Source organism: Neobacillus niacini (genome assembly GCF_036961885.1).
GTDB lineage: Bacteria > Bacillota > Bacilli > Bacillales > Cytobacillaceae > Neobacillus > Neobacillus niacini_H.
Genome location: NZ_JBALNQ010000047.1, coordinates 44568 through 65601, shown reverse-complemented (window position 1 = coordinate 65601; position 21034 = coordinate 44568). Strand labels below are relative to the sequence as shown.

13 protein-coding genes are annotated in these 21034 nt (G+C 35.7%); all 13 read right to left on the bottom strand.

What is annotated here, in order from left to right; translation table 11 throughout:
- Positions 1-122 precede the first annotated feature (122 nt).
- Complete coding sequence (locus V7124_RS18790; RefSeq protein WP_335492152.1) at positions 123-1100, bottom strand: glycerophosphodiester phosphodiesterase family protein; 978 nt, start codon at positions 1098-1100, stop codon at positions 123-125.
- Between the two features lie 20 nt (positions 1101-1120).
- Positions 1121-1552 carry a DUF192 domain-containing protein gene (locus V7124_RS18785; protein ID WP_335492150.1) on the bottom strand — a complete coding sequence of 144 codons (432 nt, stop codon included), beginning with the start codon at positions 1550-1552 and terminating at the stop codon, positions 1121-1123.
- Between the two features lie 103 nt (positions 1553-1655).
- Positions 1656-2312, bottom strand: a complete 657-nt coding sequence (gene modB / locus V7124_RS18780; protein WP_335492147.1) for a molybdate ABC transporter permease subunit — start codon at positions 2310-2312, stop codon at positions 1656-1658.
- Positions 2312-3115 carry a molybdate ABC transporter substrate-binding protein gene (gene modA / locus V7124_RS18775; protein WP_335411268.1) on the bottom strand — a complete coding sequence of 268 codons (804 nt, stop codon included), beginning with the start codon at positions 3113-3115 and terminating at the stop codon, positions 2312-2314. The genes modB and modA overlap by 1 nt, the downstream gene beginning before the upstream one ends.
- 96 nt (positions 3116-3211) lie before the next feature.
- Complete coding sequence (locus tag V7124_RS18770) at positions 3212-6166, bottom strand: type III restriction-modification system endonuclease (protein WP_335492143.1); 2955 nt, start codon at positions 6164-6166, stop codon at positions 3212-3214.
- Between the two features lie 2 nt (positions 6167-6168).
- The gene (locus tag V7124_RS18765) at positions 6169-8082 is read right to left on the bottom strand and encodes a site-specific DNA-methyltransferase (RefSeq protein ID WP_335492141.1); all 1914 of its coding nucleotides are present in this window, start codon (positions 8080-8082) and stop codon (positions 6169-6171) included.
- A gap of 10 nt (positions 8083-8092) precedes the next feature.
- Complete coding sequence (locus V7124_RS18760; protein WP_335492138.1) at positions 8093-8866, bottom strand: DUF4391 domain-containing protein; 774 nt, start codon at positions 8864-8866, stop codon at positions 8093-8095.
- The gene (locus tag V7124_RS18755) at positions 8856-12113 is read right to left on the bottom strand and encodes a helicase-related protein (protein ID WP_335492136.1); all 3258 of its coding nucleotides are present in this window, start codon (positions 12111-12113) and stop codon (positions 8856-8858) included. The genes V7124_RS18760 and V7124_RS18755 overlap by 11 nt, the downstream gene beginning before the upstream one ends.
- A gap of 222 nt (positions 12114-12335) precedes the next feature.
- Positions 12336-14591: an alpha-galactosidase gene (locus V7124_RS18750; RefSeq protein ID WP_335492134.1), complete on the bottom strand. Its 2256-nt coding sequence runs from the start codon at positions 14589-14591 to the stop codon at positions 12336-12338.
- Positions 14592-14674: 83 nt separating this feature from the next.
- Positions 14675-17740, bottom strand: coding sequence for a glycoside hydrolase family 2 TIM barrel-domain containing protein (locus V7124_RS18745; protein ID WP_335492132.1), 3066 nt, complete (start codon positions 17738-17740; stop codon positions 14675-14677).
- Positions 17741-17781: 41 nt separating this feature from the next.
- Positions 17782-18606 (bottom strand): carbohydrate ABC transporter permease, encoded by an 825-nt coding sequence (locus V7124_RS18740; RefSeq protein WP_335492130.1) that lies wholly within the window; start codon positions 18604-18606, stop codon positions 17782-17784.
- Positions 18599-19501 carry a carbohydrate ABC transporter permease gene (locus V7124_RS18735; RefSeq protein ID WP_335492222.1) on the bottom strand — a complete coding sequence of 301 codons (903 nt, stop codon included), beginning with the start codon at positions 19499-19501 and terminating at the stop codon, positions 18599-18601. Before V7124_RS18735 ends, V7124_RS18740 begins: the two co-directional genes overlap by 8 nt.
- Positions 19502-19697: 196 nt before the next feature.
- Entirely contained in the window at positions 19698-20987 is a 1290-nt protein-coding gene (locus tag V7124_RS18730; RefSeq protein ID WP_335492128.1) for an ABC transporter substrate-binding protein, read from the bottom strand.
- Positions 20988-21034: the final 47 nt, after the last annotated feature.

Sequence of the window (21034 nt, the reverse complement as noted above, 5' to 3'; positions counted from 1 at the left end):
TTTCAGGTTTTCATTTATTTTAATGTATTGTAGGATGCCTAGGTGCACTTTTTTAAAACTATCTTGGTTCCAGCCCCCGCTACAGTTGCACTTTGTTCCAGCGGAGGCAGGTACCTGCATTTTTACTCTTTTAAAATAGGAGCTATTACATCAATTCTATTAGTCCATATACCTCCATTATAATTTTTGGGAAGGCGTTCCAGATCTTGACTTGTATCAAAACCTTCTGACCAATCACCATCACCCGCAACAAGGATTACCCTTGTATTGACAGATTCCATTCTGTTTTGAAATCTGTTTGGAAATCCCCACATATATGAAGTGAATTTTTCTGGAATATGCAATTGTGTGTTTTCACACGCTGAAGGAACATATCCTGTCCAACCAACTGCAATGTATGGAAGTAGACAACTTTTCATCGTAGCTAATGACATTACACGTATTTCGGGCAAGGTTTCTTTTAGAGAAGCAACTGGTTCGTTACCACCATAAACGGATAGATTTCTTAACCGACTATCTGAAAGCTTAGAGAGATATTGACCTAGTTGCTTCCCTTCATTTGGATCATTACTTTTAATATGTATTAAAAAGGATTGCTCAGGAAAATGTGTCAATACTTCATCAAGAGTAGGCATAAGCCCTATCCCTTTGCCACGGAAAGGATAGGTTTCTCCGTTATCGGCCGTATAACCATATCCAATATCTAATTGCTTTAGTTCTTCCATTTTATGTTCCCTAGTTACTCCCTCTCCATCAGTTCTACATTCTAGTGTCCAATCATGGAAAATAGCAAATTCTCCATCAATGGTTGGTTGAACATCAATTTCTACAATATCCGCCTCAGCCTCAAAGGCTGCTTCCATTGATGGTATTGTATTTTCTAAAAATGGGTGCTCAGGTTCGTATATTCTCTTCGCTGTACATGTTTCACTAGTAATTCCATCCATATGGAAAGTCTGGGCTAGACCGCGATGGGCTAGCAACAAAGGCTCACTATTACTATCATTTGTGAATAATGATGTGTTATTTAAATACACAAAGGCGGTCAAAATTAATAACAATATAAAAAACCATTTGATTGTTTGCTGGAACTTCTTCATATTTCCTCCTGTATTACAGATTAAACGAACGTAACATAATCCCCTTCTTTAATTTGATTCTTTTCAAACCATCCAAAATTGACTTCTAAAGCATAGTGATAAAAAAGTTTCGGATCATACGTAGGACATTCATCCTCTTTACAAGGCATCATATCTAGTATTTTTAGAATTCTTCCATCTGAATCAAGAAAAGCAATTGACAGAGGTATTAGGGTGTTTTTCATCCAAAAACCTCCATATGTTTTTCCTGAGAACACAAATAACATCCCCTCGTTTTCGGGTAGCTTTCTAACAAACATTAAGCCCTTTTCTCTTTTTTTTTGAGTATCTGCAACATGAACGGTTAATTTGGTAATCCTTTCTCCACTGGATACTTTTATCATTTTTGTTTGAAGACTTGCATTTTTTTCTTGACGAAAAAGAAAACCGATAAATTTTATTCTCTTTTTCACAATAATCACCTCACATTGTCTTTTCACTTCCAATACTTTATATAGTTTTATATCTATACTTTATTTCAAAGAGAAAAAGACATTCCAAATTTAAGGAATGCCTTCAAGATTTCATTCGTTGTACGCATATTAACATTATAAATGAAATACCAATCATACTCGCCACCCATAACCAAGCCATTTCCATATTACCTGAATCAATGGCCACATATATAGCCGTTGGAATGGTTTGGGTTTTTCCTGGGATGTTTCCAGCAAACATTAAAGTCGCCCCAAACTCCCCTAATGCTCTTGCAAAACTCAATATTGCGCCCGAAATGATGGCTTTATATGCAAGAGGAATGGTAACATACATAAATAACTTATATTCATTTGCCCCGTCAACACGTGCTGCATTCTCAATATCTTCATCAATCGCTTCAATTCCTGTCTTTGCAGATTGATACATAAGAGGGAAAGCTACAACGGAAGATGCAATAACGGCAGCCCACCACGTAAACATAACAGGCTGCCTAAACAATTCTTCGATCATTTGTCCTATGGGACTATTTCTTCCAAAAATAACAATTAATAAAAAACCTACAACAGATGGAGGTAATACTAACGGTAAAAGGAAAATCGTTTCAACTAAGGCTATGCCTTTAAATTTCTTATTAGCCATTACCTTTCCTAAAAATAATCCAAAAACTACAACTAATATACCTGAGACAGAGGCAATTTCAACGGAAAGCCTGACGGGTGACCAAAAATCAGTTGCCATTATTTAAGCACCTTAAAGCCAAGCTTTTCAAAAGTCTTCCTCGAACGATCATTTTGTAAATAGTCATAGAATAATTGAGCTTCTTTAGGATGGGTACTTTTCTTAATTACACCCAAAGGATATATGATTGGGTCGTGTGAATTTTCATCTGCTGTTGCTGCAATCTTAATCTTTTCAGAAATCAATGCATCTGTTTTGTAAACAATTCCTGCGCCGACATTGTGGGTTTCTACGTATGTAAGTACTTGCCGCACATCCTTGGCATATATCACTTTTCCTTCAATGTCTTGCCATACATTTAATTTTTCTAATGTTTCCTTCGCATATTGTCCCGCCGGTACGGCTTCTGGAGTACCAATGGAAATCCTATCTGTTTTTGTAAGGTCCTCAAATGCATTGATTTTCTTTTTAGAATCACTTGGTACTATTAAAACTAGTTCATTTCCAACTAAATCTATTCCTTTTGATGCTTCAATTAGGCCGTCTTGCACCAACTTATCAAATTTATCCTTTGCAGCAGAAAAGAAGAGATCAACAGGTGCTCCCTGAATAATTTGTTGCCCGAGTGCTCCTGAAGCTCCAAAGTTATAGTTTACTTTTACATTAGGATGTTCCTTCTCAAAGTTTGCCTTAATCTCATTTAAGGCATCTTGTAAGCTAGCAGCTGCTGAAATGGTCAACTCCACCTTCTCACCAGTTACTTCTTGGTTCTGCTCTTCTGGCTTTTTTGCAGATTCATCGGCTGAGCAACCAGCCGCTATAAGTAAAAATAACATCATGGTAAAATATAAAAGATTTTTCATTCTTACTCTCCCTTACAAACTAATTACAACTAATTATAACTTATAATAATTAGTTGTAACTTAAACGAGCATGGTGTCTGCACTTCTATATTTACCTCATCTTGCCGAAACTCTCAATAAAAAGTCGTTAACATCATTTTCTGGACCTGCAAAGAGTAAATCCGAATTGATTGCGTCAAAATGTTTCCTTGCAAAAGATATTTTTGCTTGTTCTTCAGGTCGTAAATACTCTTCTATATCTGTTCCTTTTGTTTCTAATACAAAATATAGCTTGTCCACACCATTTCTTGTATAAACACCTGCCCAATCAGGATTATATGAACCTACAGGAGTATCAATTTTGAACCAGCTTGGTAATTTAACAAATACCTTTACATTTTCATCATGTTCAAACCGTTTCGCAAAGCTTTCTTCAATTTCCGAATCATAAATGACATGATCGTACGGTGATTTGCTGCTTTCAACCGCATTATTATTTATATACGCAAGCAAATCCTCTTTTTGGAAAAGTTCTATAGGATAGTAATCGTTATCCATTTTGTCATACTTAATTCCATCTTGAAGAATAAATTTCATTTCTCTCTGGATAATTTTTGTAATCTCTTCGATAAACTTTTGTGGGTTGTTTTTAAAATCATCCAATCGATTACTACCTGTCAAAATTTGAACGATCGTTCTCCTTGTTAAATTCGTTCGATTTTGCAATTCAGTAATTAAATCAGGCAATGTATGTTGAATCGTTACAAAGTCTTCCATTCCCTCACTCAATGTAACACCTTGAACTCCTGTTATTCGGTCAATCGTAGCGATGGCATCTTTTCGACTAATGATCCGAACTTTATCAATTCGCTTCATTTTTTGGATACTGTTAATCGATTTTTTAATTAGTTCACTACTATCAAAATCAAGTGAATAAACTGATTTGTATTTTATCTTTTCCCAAAGATCAATAAATTCTTGGCTATTAATGACAGCCTTATTTAATTTGACTTTTTTCTTTTTACTGCCATCTTGAATGGGTAGTCGTTCGGTAATTCTTTTTAATTCTTTTATAATTGTTTTTTTCCATGGAGTGAGTTCATCTGGGATATCCACTTCATTCTTTTCAATTGCCTCTTTTAAGATAGAGGTCGCTTTATCCTTTGCATCAATATAGCCTTTTGACTTAAAATCATCATACAATTGCTTAGACAGATCGTAACCTAATTGGATAGGTTCTTCTGTTTCTTCGTCTAAATAGATTAGCTTAGCAAAAATATGTTTTTCAATTTTACCAAATGTTACACCCGTTTGTTCTTCAATTTCTGTTTGTAAGTTATCGACAAACTCCTCATATGATTCATTAGCCATAACTGTCAGGGTATTGACACTATAATCCGGAACCCTTTCACCATTCTGGTTTACAGCTAAACGTAAACCACGACCAATTTCTTGTCTGCGACTTATATACGTTCCACTTGAATCCTTCAGCGTACATATCTGGAATACATTTGGGTTATCCCAACCTTCACGTAACGCAGAATGTGAAAAAATAAACCTTAGTGGTTCATCAAAGCTTAATAACCTCTCTTTATGCTTCATTATTAAGCTATAAACATCAGTATCAGCCTGGGTATTACCTTTCGTATCCTTTAAGTTCCCCTTTTTATCCTGAGCAAAATACCCATTATGAATTTTACTTACATCGATATCACCATCAATATCTTCAAACAAATTTCTATATTTTGATTTTCGAATCAGCTTATTATATTCCTCTTCAAACATGATCGCATACTTACCTTTTATGCGGTTACCATCCTTATCATAGGAGCGGTAGTTAGCTACTTTATCAATAAAAAATAAACTTAAAACCTTAATACCACGGCTCTTTAATAGTAACTCTTTATCTAAATGCTCTTCTATTGTTTGATTGATCTGGTAACGTTTAATGGTATCATCGTCAATCTCTCCAATTGAATCACCGACTCTTAAAGTATGACCATTTACTTCAATTGATTCTTTCCCTTCGGTCCAATCAATTTGTTGTATTAAATAGTTTCGATAAATCTCTCGTTCTCCAGATACATCAAATAAATCATCACCATATTTCACCATTTTAGCGACACGTTTTACCGTTCCTCGTGTTTGATTGTCGAGCTCAATTTTAGCCTTTCTCTCCTTTACTTCTAATAATTTTATATATGGAAGGTTGAAAGATTGCTCAGAGCGGACCGACATCACTTCAATTTTCTTAACCAAACGTTCATTATATGCATCCACCGCATCTAAGCGATAAATCATATTATATTTATCTACATGTGTCGCAGAATAACGAAGTGTACATAATGGTGATAACGAGTTTATCGCCACTTTTGATTTTGGTGTTGTGTCAACACTTTGCGGTTCATCGATGATAACAATTGGGTTGGTTTGCTGAATAAACTCAATTGGCCGGTAGCCATTCAATTTATCAATACTACGATGAATGACATTGGCTTTGGCTTGTTTTTCTGGATTCTCAAAACTTTTGCGGAAAGCATCAATATTAATAATCATCACTTGTATGGTTGTTGCTGTTGAAAAATTTCGAACTTTATCTAACTTCTCAGAATCATAAATAAAATATTCTAAAGGTTGACGATCATAAAGCTCTTTAAAATGCTGTTCGGTAATTTGTAACGACTTGTAAACTCCTTCACGAATTGCCAAAGATGGAACGACGATGACAAACTTTGAAAAGCCATATTTTCGATTTAATTCATAAATCGTCCGTAAATAAACATATGTTTTCCCGGTTCCTGTCTCCATCTCAATGGTAAAATTCAACCCGTCCAATGTTTCGCTGCGCGGAAGTCCATTACGGATTTCAATCTCATTTACATTTTTGATCATTTCTTCTTTTGTTAAATCTAACCGATTTCCAATCCCTAGAGCTGTCTGAATCATTCCAGCATCTGCACCGTAAGAAACCGTAAAATTCGATTGGCGGACAGGTTGTCCCTGAAAAATATCAACTACTGAACGAATTGCTTGGAGTTGGTATGCTAAATCTGATTGAAACTGAAACTTCATCCTTACACACTCCTTACATCAGTAATTCCATTTTTCTTCAACATTTGAATGGCATTGGTTTTTACTGAATCTGTTAAGAAACCTGATTCTTTAAAAATAACCTTAGGCTCAAAATCCTCTGGTTTCAGTGTAATCAGTTTTTCTATCATATTTAGTTCAATTTCATCTTCAAGACATAATAAAACCGCTCCATAACCTACACTGTAAATAACCTTATCCTGGACGATTATTTCTTCAATTTGACTGGTTAAAGGAATGCCAATTTTCAATAGGATTTCAAATAATAGATCCTCTTTTGTACGGCCTTCTTTAATAATATCTTGTAAATCAAAAAGATTTTGATCAAGATTTTCAGAATCAGGATTCCAAAGTTTCACATTGGAAGTTTCCAATTTAAACACCTTAAAACCTATATCTAAATCATTATTACCTGAATCTTTAACAATTTTATCACCTGAACGGCGGATGCGTTCTTTACCAATTTCACAAATGTTCGTAAATCCTTCTTTTAAGGCTTCTGAATTGTCTTCGGTCTTTTCCGGTAATTGAACTAAAATGAAGTTTCTTTTTCCATTATCCCGTGCATTATAGTGAAATAAAGCATGAGCGGTAGAGGCAGACCCTGAGAAAAAGTCTAAAACAAGGCTGTTTGCATCATCTTCCAACCCTGCTAAAGTAAATAGATGTTCTATGAATTTAATCGGTTTTTTTCCATTACGGAACGAAACATCACCCTCATAGCCAACATTATTAAATACATCTACCAAATCAAGAAAATTAGGATATGGAATTTCAATTAAATCTGTTTTGTCCATTGGGACACCTTGGAAGTAAGCCCCATTTACCACTTTTTCAGATTGAGGTAACATAAAGTATCTAAACGGGTTCTGGTCGTTCCCCATTTCTGGCACTTTATAAAGCCATCCATACTTCTCTTTGATACCATCTAAATGCTTCATATAAAACCTTCCACTACTATTCCCTTCCTTAAGAGAACCTCGTATACTAATTCGCTTGAAAAGGGCTTCAGAAGGATCTAATTTTTCTAATTGATATTGATGCGGTGCAAACACTTCTACTAGTTTATTTCCCATCTGAATTTTTTCAATAGGGGGTTCAAGTTCTGTAATGGAATAGATATATTCATCAATTGAAGAATTATCCTTTTTCCGTTTAAACTGTTTGTATTGATCACTTTTTTTATAGATTAAGCAATATTCTACTACCTCATGGAAATCTTTGTCACCCTTTAATATTCTATCTTCATGCCTCTGCTTAATCGAAAGTGCAGTTAAAAAATTATCTTCTCCAAAGATTTCATTTAACATAGATTTAAGATTCGAAAATTCATTTTCATCGATACTTACAAAAATAGCGCCGTCCTCTACTAACAAGTTCCGTGCTAATTTTAACCGGGGATACATCATATTCAGCCAATCTGTATGATATCTGCCATTTGATTCTGTATTGGACTTTGTATTTTGTTCCGTAATCTCTTTGTAATTTTTAATATTATCGCGAAAATCATCCTGGTAAACAAAATCATTTCCAGTATTATAAGGAGGATCAATATAGATCATTTTGATTTTACCAAAGTAGGATTTTTGTAAAAGCTTTAATACTTCTAAATTATCTCCTTCAATATAAAGGTTTTCCGTTGTATCCCAGTTTTTACTTGACTCTTTATCAGGAATTAGTGTGCCTAATGAAGGTGTTTGTGCTAATTTAATTGCATTAGCCTTACCATTCCAAGTAAACTCATATTTTTCATTACTGCTTTCGATTTCTTCACCTAATACCAATTTAAGTTTTTCAAAATCAACTTTCCCATTCGTTACAACTTCAGGAAATAGTTTTTTTAAGTGTTCAATGTTATGCCCAACCAAGTCCATGGTTTGCCCGGATAATTTGTTCATCTTTCCACCTCTACAAATTCAATTCTCTTTTAATCGTTCTACATTGTTGTTTTAATTCTTGTACCTTTACATTATATTCCACTTTTTTATTAAATTGGCTCTCCTTTTTCATTAACTTTCTGTACCGGTCAATTTCCATTTCGAGTACGGATATTTGTTCCAAAAGCATCGTGACCCTATTTAACTCTTCTTCTTCATAGGAAACAAAGTCCCCTGTATTCTCTGCTACTTCTAACAAACGAAGGGCATAGTGAAAATCGGAGTAAAAGTTATAGAATGTTGTAAATGATAAAGAGGATATATGAATACATTTAAAAAACTTTACCGTTGTATCCTCGTTATTCTGCAATCCTAACCATGGAGAAATCTTTAGTTCTTCTATGATTACTTTAGACAGATTATTTTTATTGAGTCTTTTTAATGCCGTACAAAGAAGTATTTTTTCCTCGCTAGTAAAACAAAATACGGTTGGATTTGGTAAGGATTCATGGAGCAGTACTGCTACCTGTTTTACTTGTTTCATGGTTAGTTCTTTCTTTAATGATACCGTAATAAAGGTTACATTTTCATACTTTTTGTCTTCATCAACATAGGGATGAATATTTATATTTTGGGGTGCTAATAGGTAGGCCATTGTAATTCGATCAATCCATTGTGTAAATTGTTGCTTTTCTTTTGATGAATACTCCATTTGCTCAAAAAACATTTTTTTGTCAATTTTACGATTTATAGGTGTTAATCGGTCGGGAAGACCGATTAACTCATAAAATTCATCATTCACCATGATCATCACCTTGTATGATTAAGCAGCTTATCACTTCATAATCTCTTACATCACTATTGGAACTTGTTAATAACGAAGTTAAGCTTCCCACTGAAAAAATATCCAATGTCGCTTGTTGTTCGTTTTTACCGATTATATCTTCAATGGCAGCTTCAAGGAAATTCTGATACTTTGTCATATTTCTACCATCACGTGTTTCTCGGTAGAAATAGTCATACAACTCTTTTTGGACTTCTTTCTTTCCTAGACATAATGATCGGTATAAATCGAGAATTTTCTTCACATGACCGTATCCATATAACACTTCACCATCCTGTTGAATATAAACAAGATAGAATGGATGTAAAGCATTCTTTTCTGCATTTGATGAGAAGTTATTAATTTGCTTTAAACAAAATATGACTCCTGGCTTTATTTCATCAATTACATTTTTGTTTTCATTTTTAGTCACACTAAAAATATGATGTTTAATACTTTTCACAATTTGCGTATTATTTTTCATGTAATTGACTAAATCAATCCGAAAATCATCCATTGTGAAATCTGTCAATGACACATTTCCAGAAATATCCTCGATGTCAATGACTTCTTCTTGCAATCGTTTTAATTGATTACGCCTGTATTCTAAGTCCTTCATTTCACTACTTTCAGCAATAACATTTTCTTCTCCGGTGGAGGATATATCCATAATGATCATCCTGTCTTTTACCCGGCCAACTAAATTAATGTATTCGTCTAATTCCATCGGCGGATAGAAGTTCACAAGTTGAACGCAATCATTTTTACTTCCTAACCGATCAATTCGCCCGAAGCGTTGGATGATACGAACTGGATTCCAGTGGATATCGTAGTTAATTAAGTAATCGCAATCTTGTAAGTTTTGCCCTTCTGAAATACAATCCGTCGCAATTAATAGATCAATCTCTTCTAGGGAATCCGGCATTAATTTGTTCCTCTCTTTTGAGAGAGGGGAGAAGTTTATTAGCACATTATTAAAATCTACTTTTTTCATTTTGAGTGTTGTTTTTGGGTTGTCGGATCCTGTCACAAGTGCAGCATATAACCCATATTCTTGTTTAAGCCAACCATGAAGATGTTCGTATAAATATTTGGCTGTATCTGCGAAAGCTGTAAAGACAATTACTTTTTTATTTTCACTGTTAATAGGATGATTAATTTTTTGGCGAATCAAATTTTTTAATGCATGTAATTTTAAATCCCGCTTCGCATCAACTTGTCGAGCGTAATTATACAACTTATCCAAAATAATACGGTCATTTTCTAAATCTTGCTTCCAGCGAATTAAATCGATATCTTTTATTAGGACCTTTACTTTCGAGCCAACAGCCATATCCTCTAGTTCATTACTATCCATGTCTTCAATGTCTCTAATATTTTGTGAATATGCTTCTTCAAAATCAAGACTATTAGCCTTTTTTATCGTCATATCAATATTATTCATGATTTTTTGAATAGTGAGGGTAAAAGAACTAACCGAACTTTCTAACCGTTTTAATAAACCAGCCTTCATTAAATAAATTAAACTATGCTCTCGGTCTTCTTGCCTTAATGCGCCCCGACCTTCTATTTTCGTATCATATTTTTCTTTATACTGCTCTTTCATACTCGGCAATATGTATTTCATAGGTGAGTATATCGCTAATCTTAAACGCAAAATATCATTATTAATATTTTCGAGCGATGGGAACTCATCCTGAGTATCAAATTTTTCTTTTATCGTAATTGGTTGTAGGCGTTTGGGGAACTTACCGATATCCTCCATGTTATAATATTTTTCAATATGACGCCGCGAACGTGCAATGGTTAATGAATCTAATAGTGTAAAGTAGTCCCAATCAAGCATTTCCAATAAGCGCTCAGTGGTTCGATGATTTTCTGAAAGTTCACTCCACTTATTAAATACGCGTTGAGCATGTCGGATGGTTTCAGATATATCGTTAATATTGGCTGATTTTTGCAGTGCAGTATCATTGCCTTCGGTAATAAAAGCAAGCTGGTTTTTTAAATCGTCTAATTTATTATTAACTGGTGTAGCCGATAGCATTAAAACCTTTGTTTTTACACCTGATTTAATCACTTCCTGCATCATTCGCTCATAGCGTGTCATTCGATCTTTTCTTTTAGGGTTATTACGGAAATTATGTGATTCATCAATAACAATTAAATCATAATTGCCCCAATTAACATGTTCAAGATTAATATCACCACTATATCCGCCTTCACGCGATAAATCTGTATGATTTAATAAGTCATAAGAAAAACGGTCATTCGCTAAAATATTTCTTTTATCATTTAATCGATAAACAGACCAGTTTTCCCTTAATTTCTTTGGCGCAATAACCAATACCCGATGATTTTTCAGTTCATAGTATTTTATAACGGCCAATGCTTCAAATGTTTTACCTAAGCCAACACTATCCGCAATTATGCACCCACCAAAGGTTTCAATCTTATTAATGGCACCTACCACACCGTCTTGTTGAAAGGAATATAATTTATTCCAAATCTCTGTTTGATGAAAACCTGTTTTTTGTTGTATACGGTCGAACCCTTCATTTTCCTCAAGGAATTTTTTAAAAATATTATAAATAGTAACAAAATATGCAAGTTCAGGACTATTCATTTTATACATGCTTTGAACTCTATTTAACACGGTATTTTTAACATCCTGAAGTTGCTGCTTATTTTCCCACATTTGATTAAATACTTGTTTAATCTTTTTATTTGTCTCTTCATCTTGAATAATTGTATTCAAATACATATTGTAAGAATTGGTATATCCTAAGCCTGCACTGGAAAACGGTGCTCCACCAACAAGACTTAATTGAGAACCATCTTTGTTTTCAAGATGGTAAAACCCTGCGTCTACTCGCTGGTTCACTACTGACTTGATCTGCACTTTTTTACTTAACCAATTCGAGAGCTTTTTAGCAATATATTGTTGACTCAACTCATTTTTATATTGAATTTCTTCGTCAACCCCATATAGTTTTGCTTCATTACTTTCAATTCGCTCGACGGGCATATGACTATCCCCAACAAATGCTGGCTCAGTAAAAATGAACCGAATTTCATCAAGCTTCTCTAACTCATTCTTTAACTCCTTAAATGCATATAATGTGAAATGAGCTGCGGCAATTGATAACTTCCCGCCTTCGCGAATATGTTCTTTCAACACATCACCAACAAGCCCACTTTGTTTGTTATCAACAATCCCTCTAAACATTCAGTCACCGCCATTAACCATAATGTAAATTCCACTACACTGTTGTGGAGCCAGAGCAATAATAACACGATCTCAAGCCATTGCCCCTTAAAATATATTAACACCTTAACTAGAAACAAAAAAGTAGCAGGCACCTTCAATTAGGTGCCTGCCACTTTTTTTGATTTCTATCATTCTACAATTAAAGCTTCTTTTTGTGGTATCAAACAAAGTTCAGCAGCTTTAAATGCATGTTCTTGCGTCATTGCTCGTTCTTCTTTCCTTTAAATAATAAACAATTGATTGATAATCACCCCCAAGACTTGCTTTAAGGTGATTGGCACCATTAAATTCAGTGGGCAATGTTACTCCGTGATACATCAGTTCGTCACCATAAAAAGCTTCCCCTGTGTTTTCTATTTCATATAAGATAGTGGTATCCAATCCTTTTAGTCCAAGTACTTGTTGTTTTTTGGGATTAGGTGTTGCCAGTACTTTATACCAGCCAACTAATGATTCGGTTTTGTCCTTAGAAACAATCATCCACGCTGTTTCATTGTTTTCAAAAGGACTTACAAGTCGATAAAAATCCCCATCCCGTACGAGCCTTCGATGCTTTTTATAAAACTGAACTTGCTCCTTAATGATCTTTCTTTCTTCCTCACTCAACTCAAGTGGATTAAGTTCATATCCGAATGTACCAAAGTATGCAGTATTTGCTCTTGTATCAAGTGAAGTCGAACGCATGGTTTGATGGTTTGGCGATGCAGAAACATGTGAACCCATACTATATATCGGATAGACGAGTGAAGTACCATACTGGATTTTTAGCCGTTCCACTGCATCCGTATCATCACTTGGCCACGCTTGTGGAGCATAATAAAACATGGCTGGGTCGAACCTGCCGCCGCCACCTGCACAGGATTCAAATAATACTTCAGGAAATTCATTTGTTAATTTTTCATATAATGAATACACACCCAAGATATACCGGTGGAAAAACTCTCCTTGCTGATCTAGTCGCAGGGCGGATGAAAAAGCATCGGTAATATTTCGATTCATATCCCACTTAATATAGGACAGGCCTGTTTTTCGAATGATGCCTGCCATTTTCTCATAAATGTATTCCACCACGTCTTGTCTCGAAAAGTCTAACACAAGCTGATTACGTCCGAATGTCAAATGCTCTCCCTTTCTTCCGACAACCCATAAAGGATGATTATTATATAATTGGCTGTTCGGACTTATCATTTCAGGTTCAAACCATAGGCCAAACTTCATCCCTATGTTATTAAATTTTTGTGCCAATGAAGTTAAACCATTCGGTAATTTTTCTTCATTTTCAAACCAATCTCCAAGCGAAGAAGTATCATCATTTCTTTTCCCAAACCAGCCATCATCTAACACAAATAACTCAATCCCAAGTTCCTTCGCACTTTCTGCAATGTTTACAAGTTTTTCTTCGTTAAAATCAAAATAGGTTGCTTCCCAATTGTTGATCAATATTGGTCTCTCATCCGTTTTCCATGGATCGCGGATTAACTGATGACGATATAAATCATGAAAGATTTGACTCATTCCATTTAACCCATCATCAGAATATACCATCACGACTTCTGGAGCCTGGAAACTTTCATCATGTCCAAGCTTCCATTTAAACTGATGTGGGTGAATACCCATCATCACTCTTGTAACTTGGTAATGGTCAACTTCAACCTGGGCCAAGAAATTGCTGCTATAGATAAAATTAAACCCGTATACCTCATTAACATGCTCTGTTGTATCGTTTCTTTTTAGTGCGAGAAACGGATTGTGATGATGCGAACTTGCTCCGCGTATACTGGAAATGGAGTGGGTTCCTTGGACTAATTCACGTTCTTTAATATGTCTTTCTCGAGACCAAGTTCCTGATAAGTGCACCATACTAAAATTTTGATCCGGAAAGTCTATCGAAGCGCTCATTATCTTTTTTATATATAAGTCGTCTGAACCTGAATTTTTGACAGCTGCACTTCTCGTGATAACAGAATAATGATGAAAGATGGAATACGTTAAAAGCAGTTCGGTATCCGTTGTATCATCAAATAAGGTAATGGTTACTGTTGTTGCCCCATTTCCATCAGCATAAGTAGCAGGCAATCCTTCTAGCTTTGGTTTTCCTTGTGAGATTTCATATTTTTTGTATGTAAATTGGTTCCCGATTCTACCTTCACTCGTTTCAAGTTCAATTGCAGCATCACGAAAATCACCCTTCCCATAGACAGGGTACTCCTGGCGAATGGTTTCTAATGAGAAAGCTGGATCATCTTGAAAGTAGTGACAACTAGCAGGTGTAGGAATATCATTCCTCATGAGATGTGAGAAATCGTCGCGATGCCTAATTGCTTTTCCAAAGTATAAGTGACCAAGGCTTCCGTTTTTTAGGATATTGAATATATAACTAATCTTACCGTTTGTTAGATGAAATTGATTAGATTGTTCGTTAACAAAGATATGCATACATATCCCCTTTCCAAGAACGACTTTTCTTCTGTAATAAGAGTAAAGAGCCTGAGATTTAATTCAAGCTCTTTACCACTACATTATTTAATTGGTTGAATCATAAATTCAAATTCCATGTCTTCATTAGCGTTCACTAGATGTTCCGGGTAAACAGGTGCTCCCCAGCTATCATCTCCACCAACGCCCATTTGTTTGCCTGCTACAGTTACAACCGTATAGTGCACATTAGGCAGTTCATAATGATGTTCGGCATTCTCTAATTCAAAGGCAGTAAAAGGTGAAAAGTTACATTCTACTGGACGAGAAGTAGAAGAAATTTTAATACCATGTCCGTCACGATTTGTGAGATTTACCCAGCGTACGCCTGTACGATTGCCAGATTCTTGCGGTTTTACATATCCTGATAAATTGTCAGTAACCTTATTGGTAAATACCCCAAGCCTTGCCCCAGCTGCTCGGTCTGAATAATTTTCTTCAGGTCCCATAGCATACCATTTTAATTGGTCATAATCCGCGGAAACCTTGAATGCAACGGCAAAAATCGGCATTTGTGGAAGGTCTTCAGTACCATGATAGACTGATTTAACGCGCACACATCCATCTGCAAATACGGTAAAAGTGTTTTTGACTTCAATTTTTGAATGAATTGAAAATTTATAGGTAAAAGTAACCTCTACTTTGTCCTTCTGTTCCGCTACTTCTAGCCCCATAGATTGACGAGCCAGGCTGGCTGCATACCAGCATCCTGAAGTAAAACCTTGAGAAAATCCTCTATCATTATCGGTAGTAGCTCTCCAGAACAGTGGAAGTATCGGAGCTTCAATCATCTCTCTACCTCCATATTTCATAGAAATAAGACTTTTAGCCTTTCTACAAAACATGATGGTAAAATCAGTGCCATGGACACCAATGTTTTGTGTACCGTATGCTACTCTTAAATTTCCACTAGGAATTTGAGCCATTTTTTGGATATCCTCAAACACATATTGGCCAAAGGCAACCTCATAACCAGCATCACCCCAAAGCTCCTCTTCTTTTAGCTTGAAGGATGTATGAATGACATATTCACCGGCTTCACTTAGTAATTCAGCACCCCAGTTAAATTCAACTCGACCTTCACTTTGTGGCGGGATCACCACTAGGTCCTGATTCCGATACAATTCTTTCCCCTCTAGGAATAGAATGTATTCCAAATCATAGCTGGATGTATCTTCAAATAAACTTTCATTGCGAATGGTAACCCCTGATTTATCAACATTTAGCTTGATATTCTGGTATAAATATTTAACTTCCTGCATCTTCGGAGATAGCTCTCGATTTGAATATACGATCCCATTCGTACAGAATCCGTAGTCTGAAGGACGATCGCCAAAATCTCCTCCGTATGCAAGAAACTCTTGGCCATATCGGTCTTTCTTGATTAGAGATTGATCAATATAATCCCAAATAAATCCACCTTGGTACATTGGATATTTATTTTCAAGGGCAATATATTTGTCCATACCCCCAAGAGAATTACCCATGGCGTGCATATACTCACAGCTGATATAAGGTTTTTCTGGGTTATCATTTAAATATTCCTCAATATCTACTGGCTTTGCATACATACGGCTCTCCATATCGCTGCTGTCGTTATAGTCACGATTATGAAAAACACCCTCATAATGTACAAGGCGACTTGGATCAACAGATTTGAAGTAACGGGTAACATTCAGAATAACTTCACCTGCATATGACTCATTACCACATGACCAGATTAATATGGATGGATGGTTTTTATCTCTTTCGACCATTGAAACAGCTCGATCTAAAACAATATCTTGCCATTCTGGCTTGTTTCCTGGAATATTCCATGAAGGTTCAACCGCCCCCATTTTTTGCCAGGAACCATGTGTTTCCAAATTCATTTCATCAATCACATAAATTCCATATTCATCACATAACTCATACCAATAACTTTGATTTGGATAATGAGATGTTCTCACTGCATTGATATTGTGTTGTTTCAATGTTCTAATATCCCAAAGCATATCTTCTTTTGTAACAGCACGACCTCTTCGGCAGTTGAATTCATGACGATTTACACCTTTGAACATTATTCTTTCACCATTAAGCCGCATGATTTTATCCACAAGTTCAAACTTTCGGAACCCAACCTTTTGTGGAATGACCTCAACAAGTTCACCTGAAGCATTATAGATTTGGATATAGAGTTTATATAAATACGGATTTTCCGCACTCCAAAGTTTAGCTGCTTCTACTTCTATCAATACTGAACCATTTTCACCAGTAAGTTCGGAGGTTTTTTTCGCTACAAAGTTTCCGTTTTGCTCATAAAGTTCTGCTGCTATTTGGGAACCTACAGGAATGTTTGGCAGGCATTTTAAATCTACTTTTAGTTCTGCATTCTTATAGGCTGAGTCAAGAGCCGTATGAATGTGGATATCCTGCGCATGAATCTCAGGTACTGTATATAGATATACATCTCTAAAAATACCGGAAAATCTCCAAAAGTCTTGATCTTCAAGCCAACTGCCCGTACTTCGTTGGAACACCTCAACCGCCAGTTTATTTTCTCCTCCTGTTAGAAAAGAAGTTAATTCAAACTCAGCAGGAGTGAAGCTGTCTTCACTGTACCCAATAAATTCACCATTCAACCAGACAAAGAAAGCTGACTCTACACCTTGGAATGAAATATAAACAGGCTTGTGCTCCATATTCTCTGGAACTTCAAAGTACTTCACATAGCTTCCCACTGGGTTAAAATCCTTTGGGATTTCTGGAGGACGTACATCTCTATGCCCATCCCATGGATAGATGGTATTCACATATTGTGGAGTTCCATACCCTTGTAACTGAATATGCCCTGGAACTTTGATATTCCCCCAAGCCGAACATTCAAAGTCAAGCTCATAAAAACGCTTTGGTCTTGAGTCTGGGTTAATAGAATAATTAAATTTCCAATTTCCATTCAAATCATGACGCATTTTCATTGCTGAAGCTTCTTTCGCTTCCTCTATGGTTGCATAGTACACATGATCAGAATGTGCCGGAACCCTGTTAACGGCAAACACATTTAAATCAGTAAGCCAATCTATAGACGGAGCTTGCGCTGGTGTATTTACTTTGATTTGAGATTTTGTCATTCTAACTCGTCCTTTCTATTCTTCTATCAATCGATGGTTATTTATTTTACTGATCCCATCATTCCTGCTACGAAATGTCTTTGAAGCAAGAAGAAGATCAGTGCTGTTGGTAATGTTGCGATCACAATGGTTGTCATAATAATCCCGAAGTCAGGTGAAGAACTAGAACCTAGATTAGATATAAGCAATGGAATCGTATGATTTTCAGGAGATTGCAGCACAACAAGTGGCCACAAATAATTATTCCAGCTTGACATGAATGTAATAATGGCAGCTGCTGCATAGGTTGTTTTCATTGTAGGTACATAAATACGGAAGAAAACACCAAGCTCTGTTAAACCATCCATTCTCCCAGCTTCAAGCAGCTCTCTTGGAAACATCTTTGTATTTTGTCTGAAGAAAAAGATCAGAAATGCCGTTGTAATGCTTGGTAACATGGCAGATGTTAATGTATCAATACCAATCCCAGGTGCAATTTGAGAGATGGTCCCAAACATTCGAAATAATGGGATCATTAGTGCAGCAAAAGGAATCATCATTGAAAGAAGCAAAATAGTAAATATAACATCCTTTGCTTTACTTCTATAAATTTCAAAACCATAGCCAGCAAGGGAGGCAATGATTAGAGATAAAACGGTTGTTGTAATCGATATAATGGCTGAGTTTGTTAATGCAGGAACAAGGTCTACCGTATTTAAAAGATTCTGGAAATTTTCTACCAAATGAGTTCCAGGTAATAATCTCCCCTTTGTAACATCAACGGATTTATTTGTCGCACTAACAATCATCCAGATAAATGGAAAAATAGATACGATTGTAAAGATTGATAGAATGATATAAATGAAAGTTCGTTTAATATTATGCATTTTTATCACCTGCTACTTTGAACTGAATGATAGAAAAGATGACGATCATGATCACAATTGCATAGGAAACAGTCGCTGCGTAGCCAAAATCAGGCGTATATTTGAAAGATAGATTATAGATATACTGAGAAATGGTTAACGTTGAATTTCCTGGGCCACCCTTTGTTATATTCATAACCTCATCAAACAATTGAAGCGTACCGATGGTTGATGTAATAGAAGTAAAAAGAATAATTGGCTTCAGCATTGGAATCGTAATTTTAAAGAATTGTTGAAATGCATTTGCACCATCCATTTTAGCTGCTTCATAAATTGAGTTATCCACGTTTTGAAGAGCAGATAGATAGAAAATCATATTGTAGCCTGTCCACCGCCATGTGATAGCAATAATAATGGTTACCTTTGCCCAAAAAGGATCAGTTAGCCATTGTATCGGCTCTGATATAAGCGAAACATTTATGAGCATTTGGTTAATGATGCCATCTGAACCAAATAGGTATTTGAAAACTACAGAATAGGCAACTAGTGAGGTAATACACGGTAAAAATATCGCTGTTCGAAAGAATCCTTTAAATTTCAATTTCTTATTATTTAATAAAACAGATATAAGCAATGCTAGAATGATCATGATTGGTACTTGGATAATGAGATAGGTGACTGTATTTTTCACAGCAGCAATAAATGTCGGATCTGTAAATAACCGAATGTAATTATCAAACCCAACAAATTGTAGATTTGAACCAGCACCTGATTGAAAAGAGAGAATGAGTGCTTGGACCATTGGATAGAAGTAAAATAAACAGATCATCGCCGTTGCAATTAAAATAAAGGACCAGCCGATTAGTCCATTTTTAAAACGAAGTTTGTTATGAAATTTTCTTGGTTTCGGCTGTATGTCCTGCTTCGTAGTTGCTTGTATCAATTTTTTCAACTCCCGACTTATATCTATATAAGAATAGCCTCGGAAGAGCTCGCCCAACACATGTAATGGCTTCTTTGTTCCTAATGGAGAAGCTGGCGAGTTCCGAGGCTTAATCTCTTATATTTTCTTAATTTCTAATAAAATATTATGAGGTTAAATTCAAGGCAAATTATTTAATTTGCGTTTCCGCTTGTTGTTGTGCTTCTTTTAATACCTTATCCAGATCTTGACCATTAAGGTAATTCTGCATAGCAACAACTAAAATATCCTCTATCGCATATGTGTGCATACCATAGTTTACTTGTGGAATTTCTTCAGCCCACTTTGAAAAATCAGATACAATGGACTGTCCGCCAAAGAATTCATCACCAGTCTTATATGCTTCTCCCTTAGTAGCTGGAATATAAGTACCGATAGCACCAACATCTGTAACTAATTTTTGATACAAATCTACATTCGAACCAAAAGTTTTTGTAAGGAAATCTACTGCATTTTCTTTACCCGGAGCATTTAGGACGTACCATGATGCACCACCTAAGTTAGAAGCATTTACTGATTCCATCCCCGGCAGACTAGGATGTGGCACTACTGCCCATTTTCCTGATTGTGACGTTTCAGCTTTTATTGAAGGGGTAATCCAGTTACCAGTAGTGACTGTAGCAACTTTTCCACTATTAAATGTAGCTAAAAACTCATTCCAGTCGGAATGGAAATTCATTAAATCATTATCAACAAGTTCCTTATAAATTTCGAATGATAGTTTGAGCGCTTCATTATTCGCTAAATCAGGTGTAGTACCATCTTCCTTCACATACCACTTACCTGCTGACTGAATCATTGTACGAAGAATTCCTAAATCATTTGGGTCGTAAGTCAGCAATCTTTTACCTGTTGCTTCTTTTACTTTCTTTCCAATTTCAATGTATTTTTTCCAGTCGATGTTTTGTAGATCTTCAACGGTATAGCCTGCTTCTGCTAAATAATCTGTTCTAACATATAATCCAGTTACTCCAGTATCAAAAGGAAGTCCATAGTTTTCACCATCAACACTTGTTGCTTCTACTTTGTATTGAACAAAATCTTCAGTTTTATAAGATCCAGTTAGTGGATGGAACATATCTGGATATGCTTGCAGGAAACTCTTTGCACGATAATCTTCAATTAACACGATATTTGGTAATCCCTTAGTAGTACCAGAGCTTAAGCTAGTATTAAGTTTTTGAACAATGTCGTCCTGAGCATTTTCAATAACTTTAACTTTAAGGTCTGGATTCTCAGCTGCATAAGCTTCTTTCGCTAATTCTAATGCTTTGATGTTAAAGCTTGGATCCCATGCCCAAACAGTAATTTCATTTGCATCCGCTGAGTTTCCCTTTGATTCTTTACCATTTGAAGACCCAGAAGAACAAGCAGCCAACAAAAGCATACTTACTACCAATAATGCAAATATTTTTTTCATCTATAAACCCCCCTAAGATTCCTTGTTTCTCTGTAAGCGCTATCTCA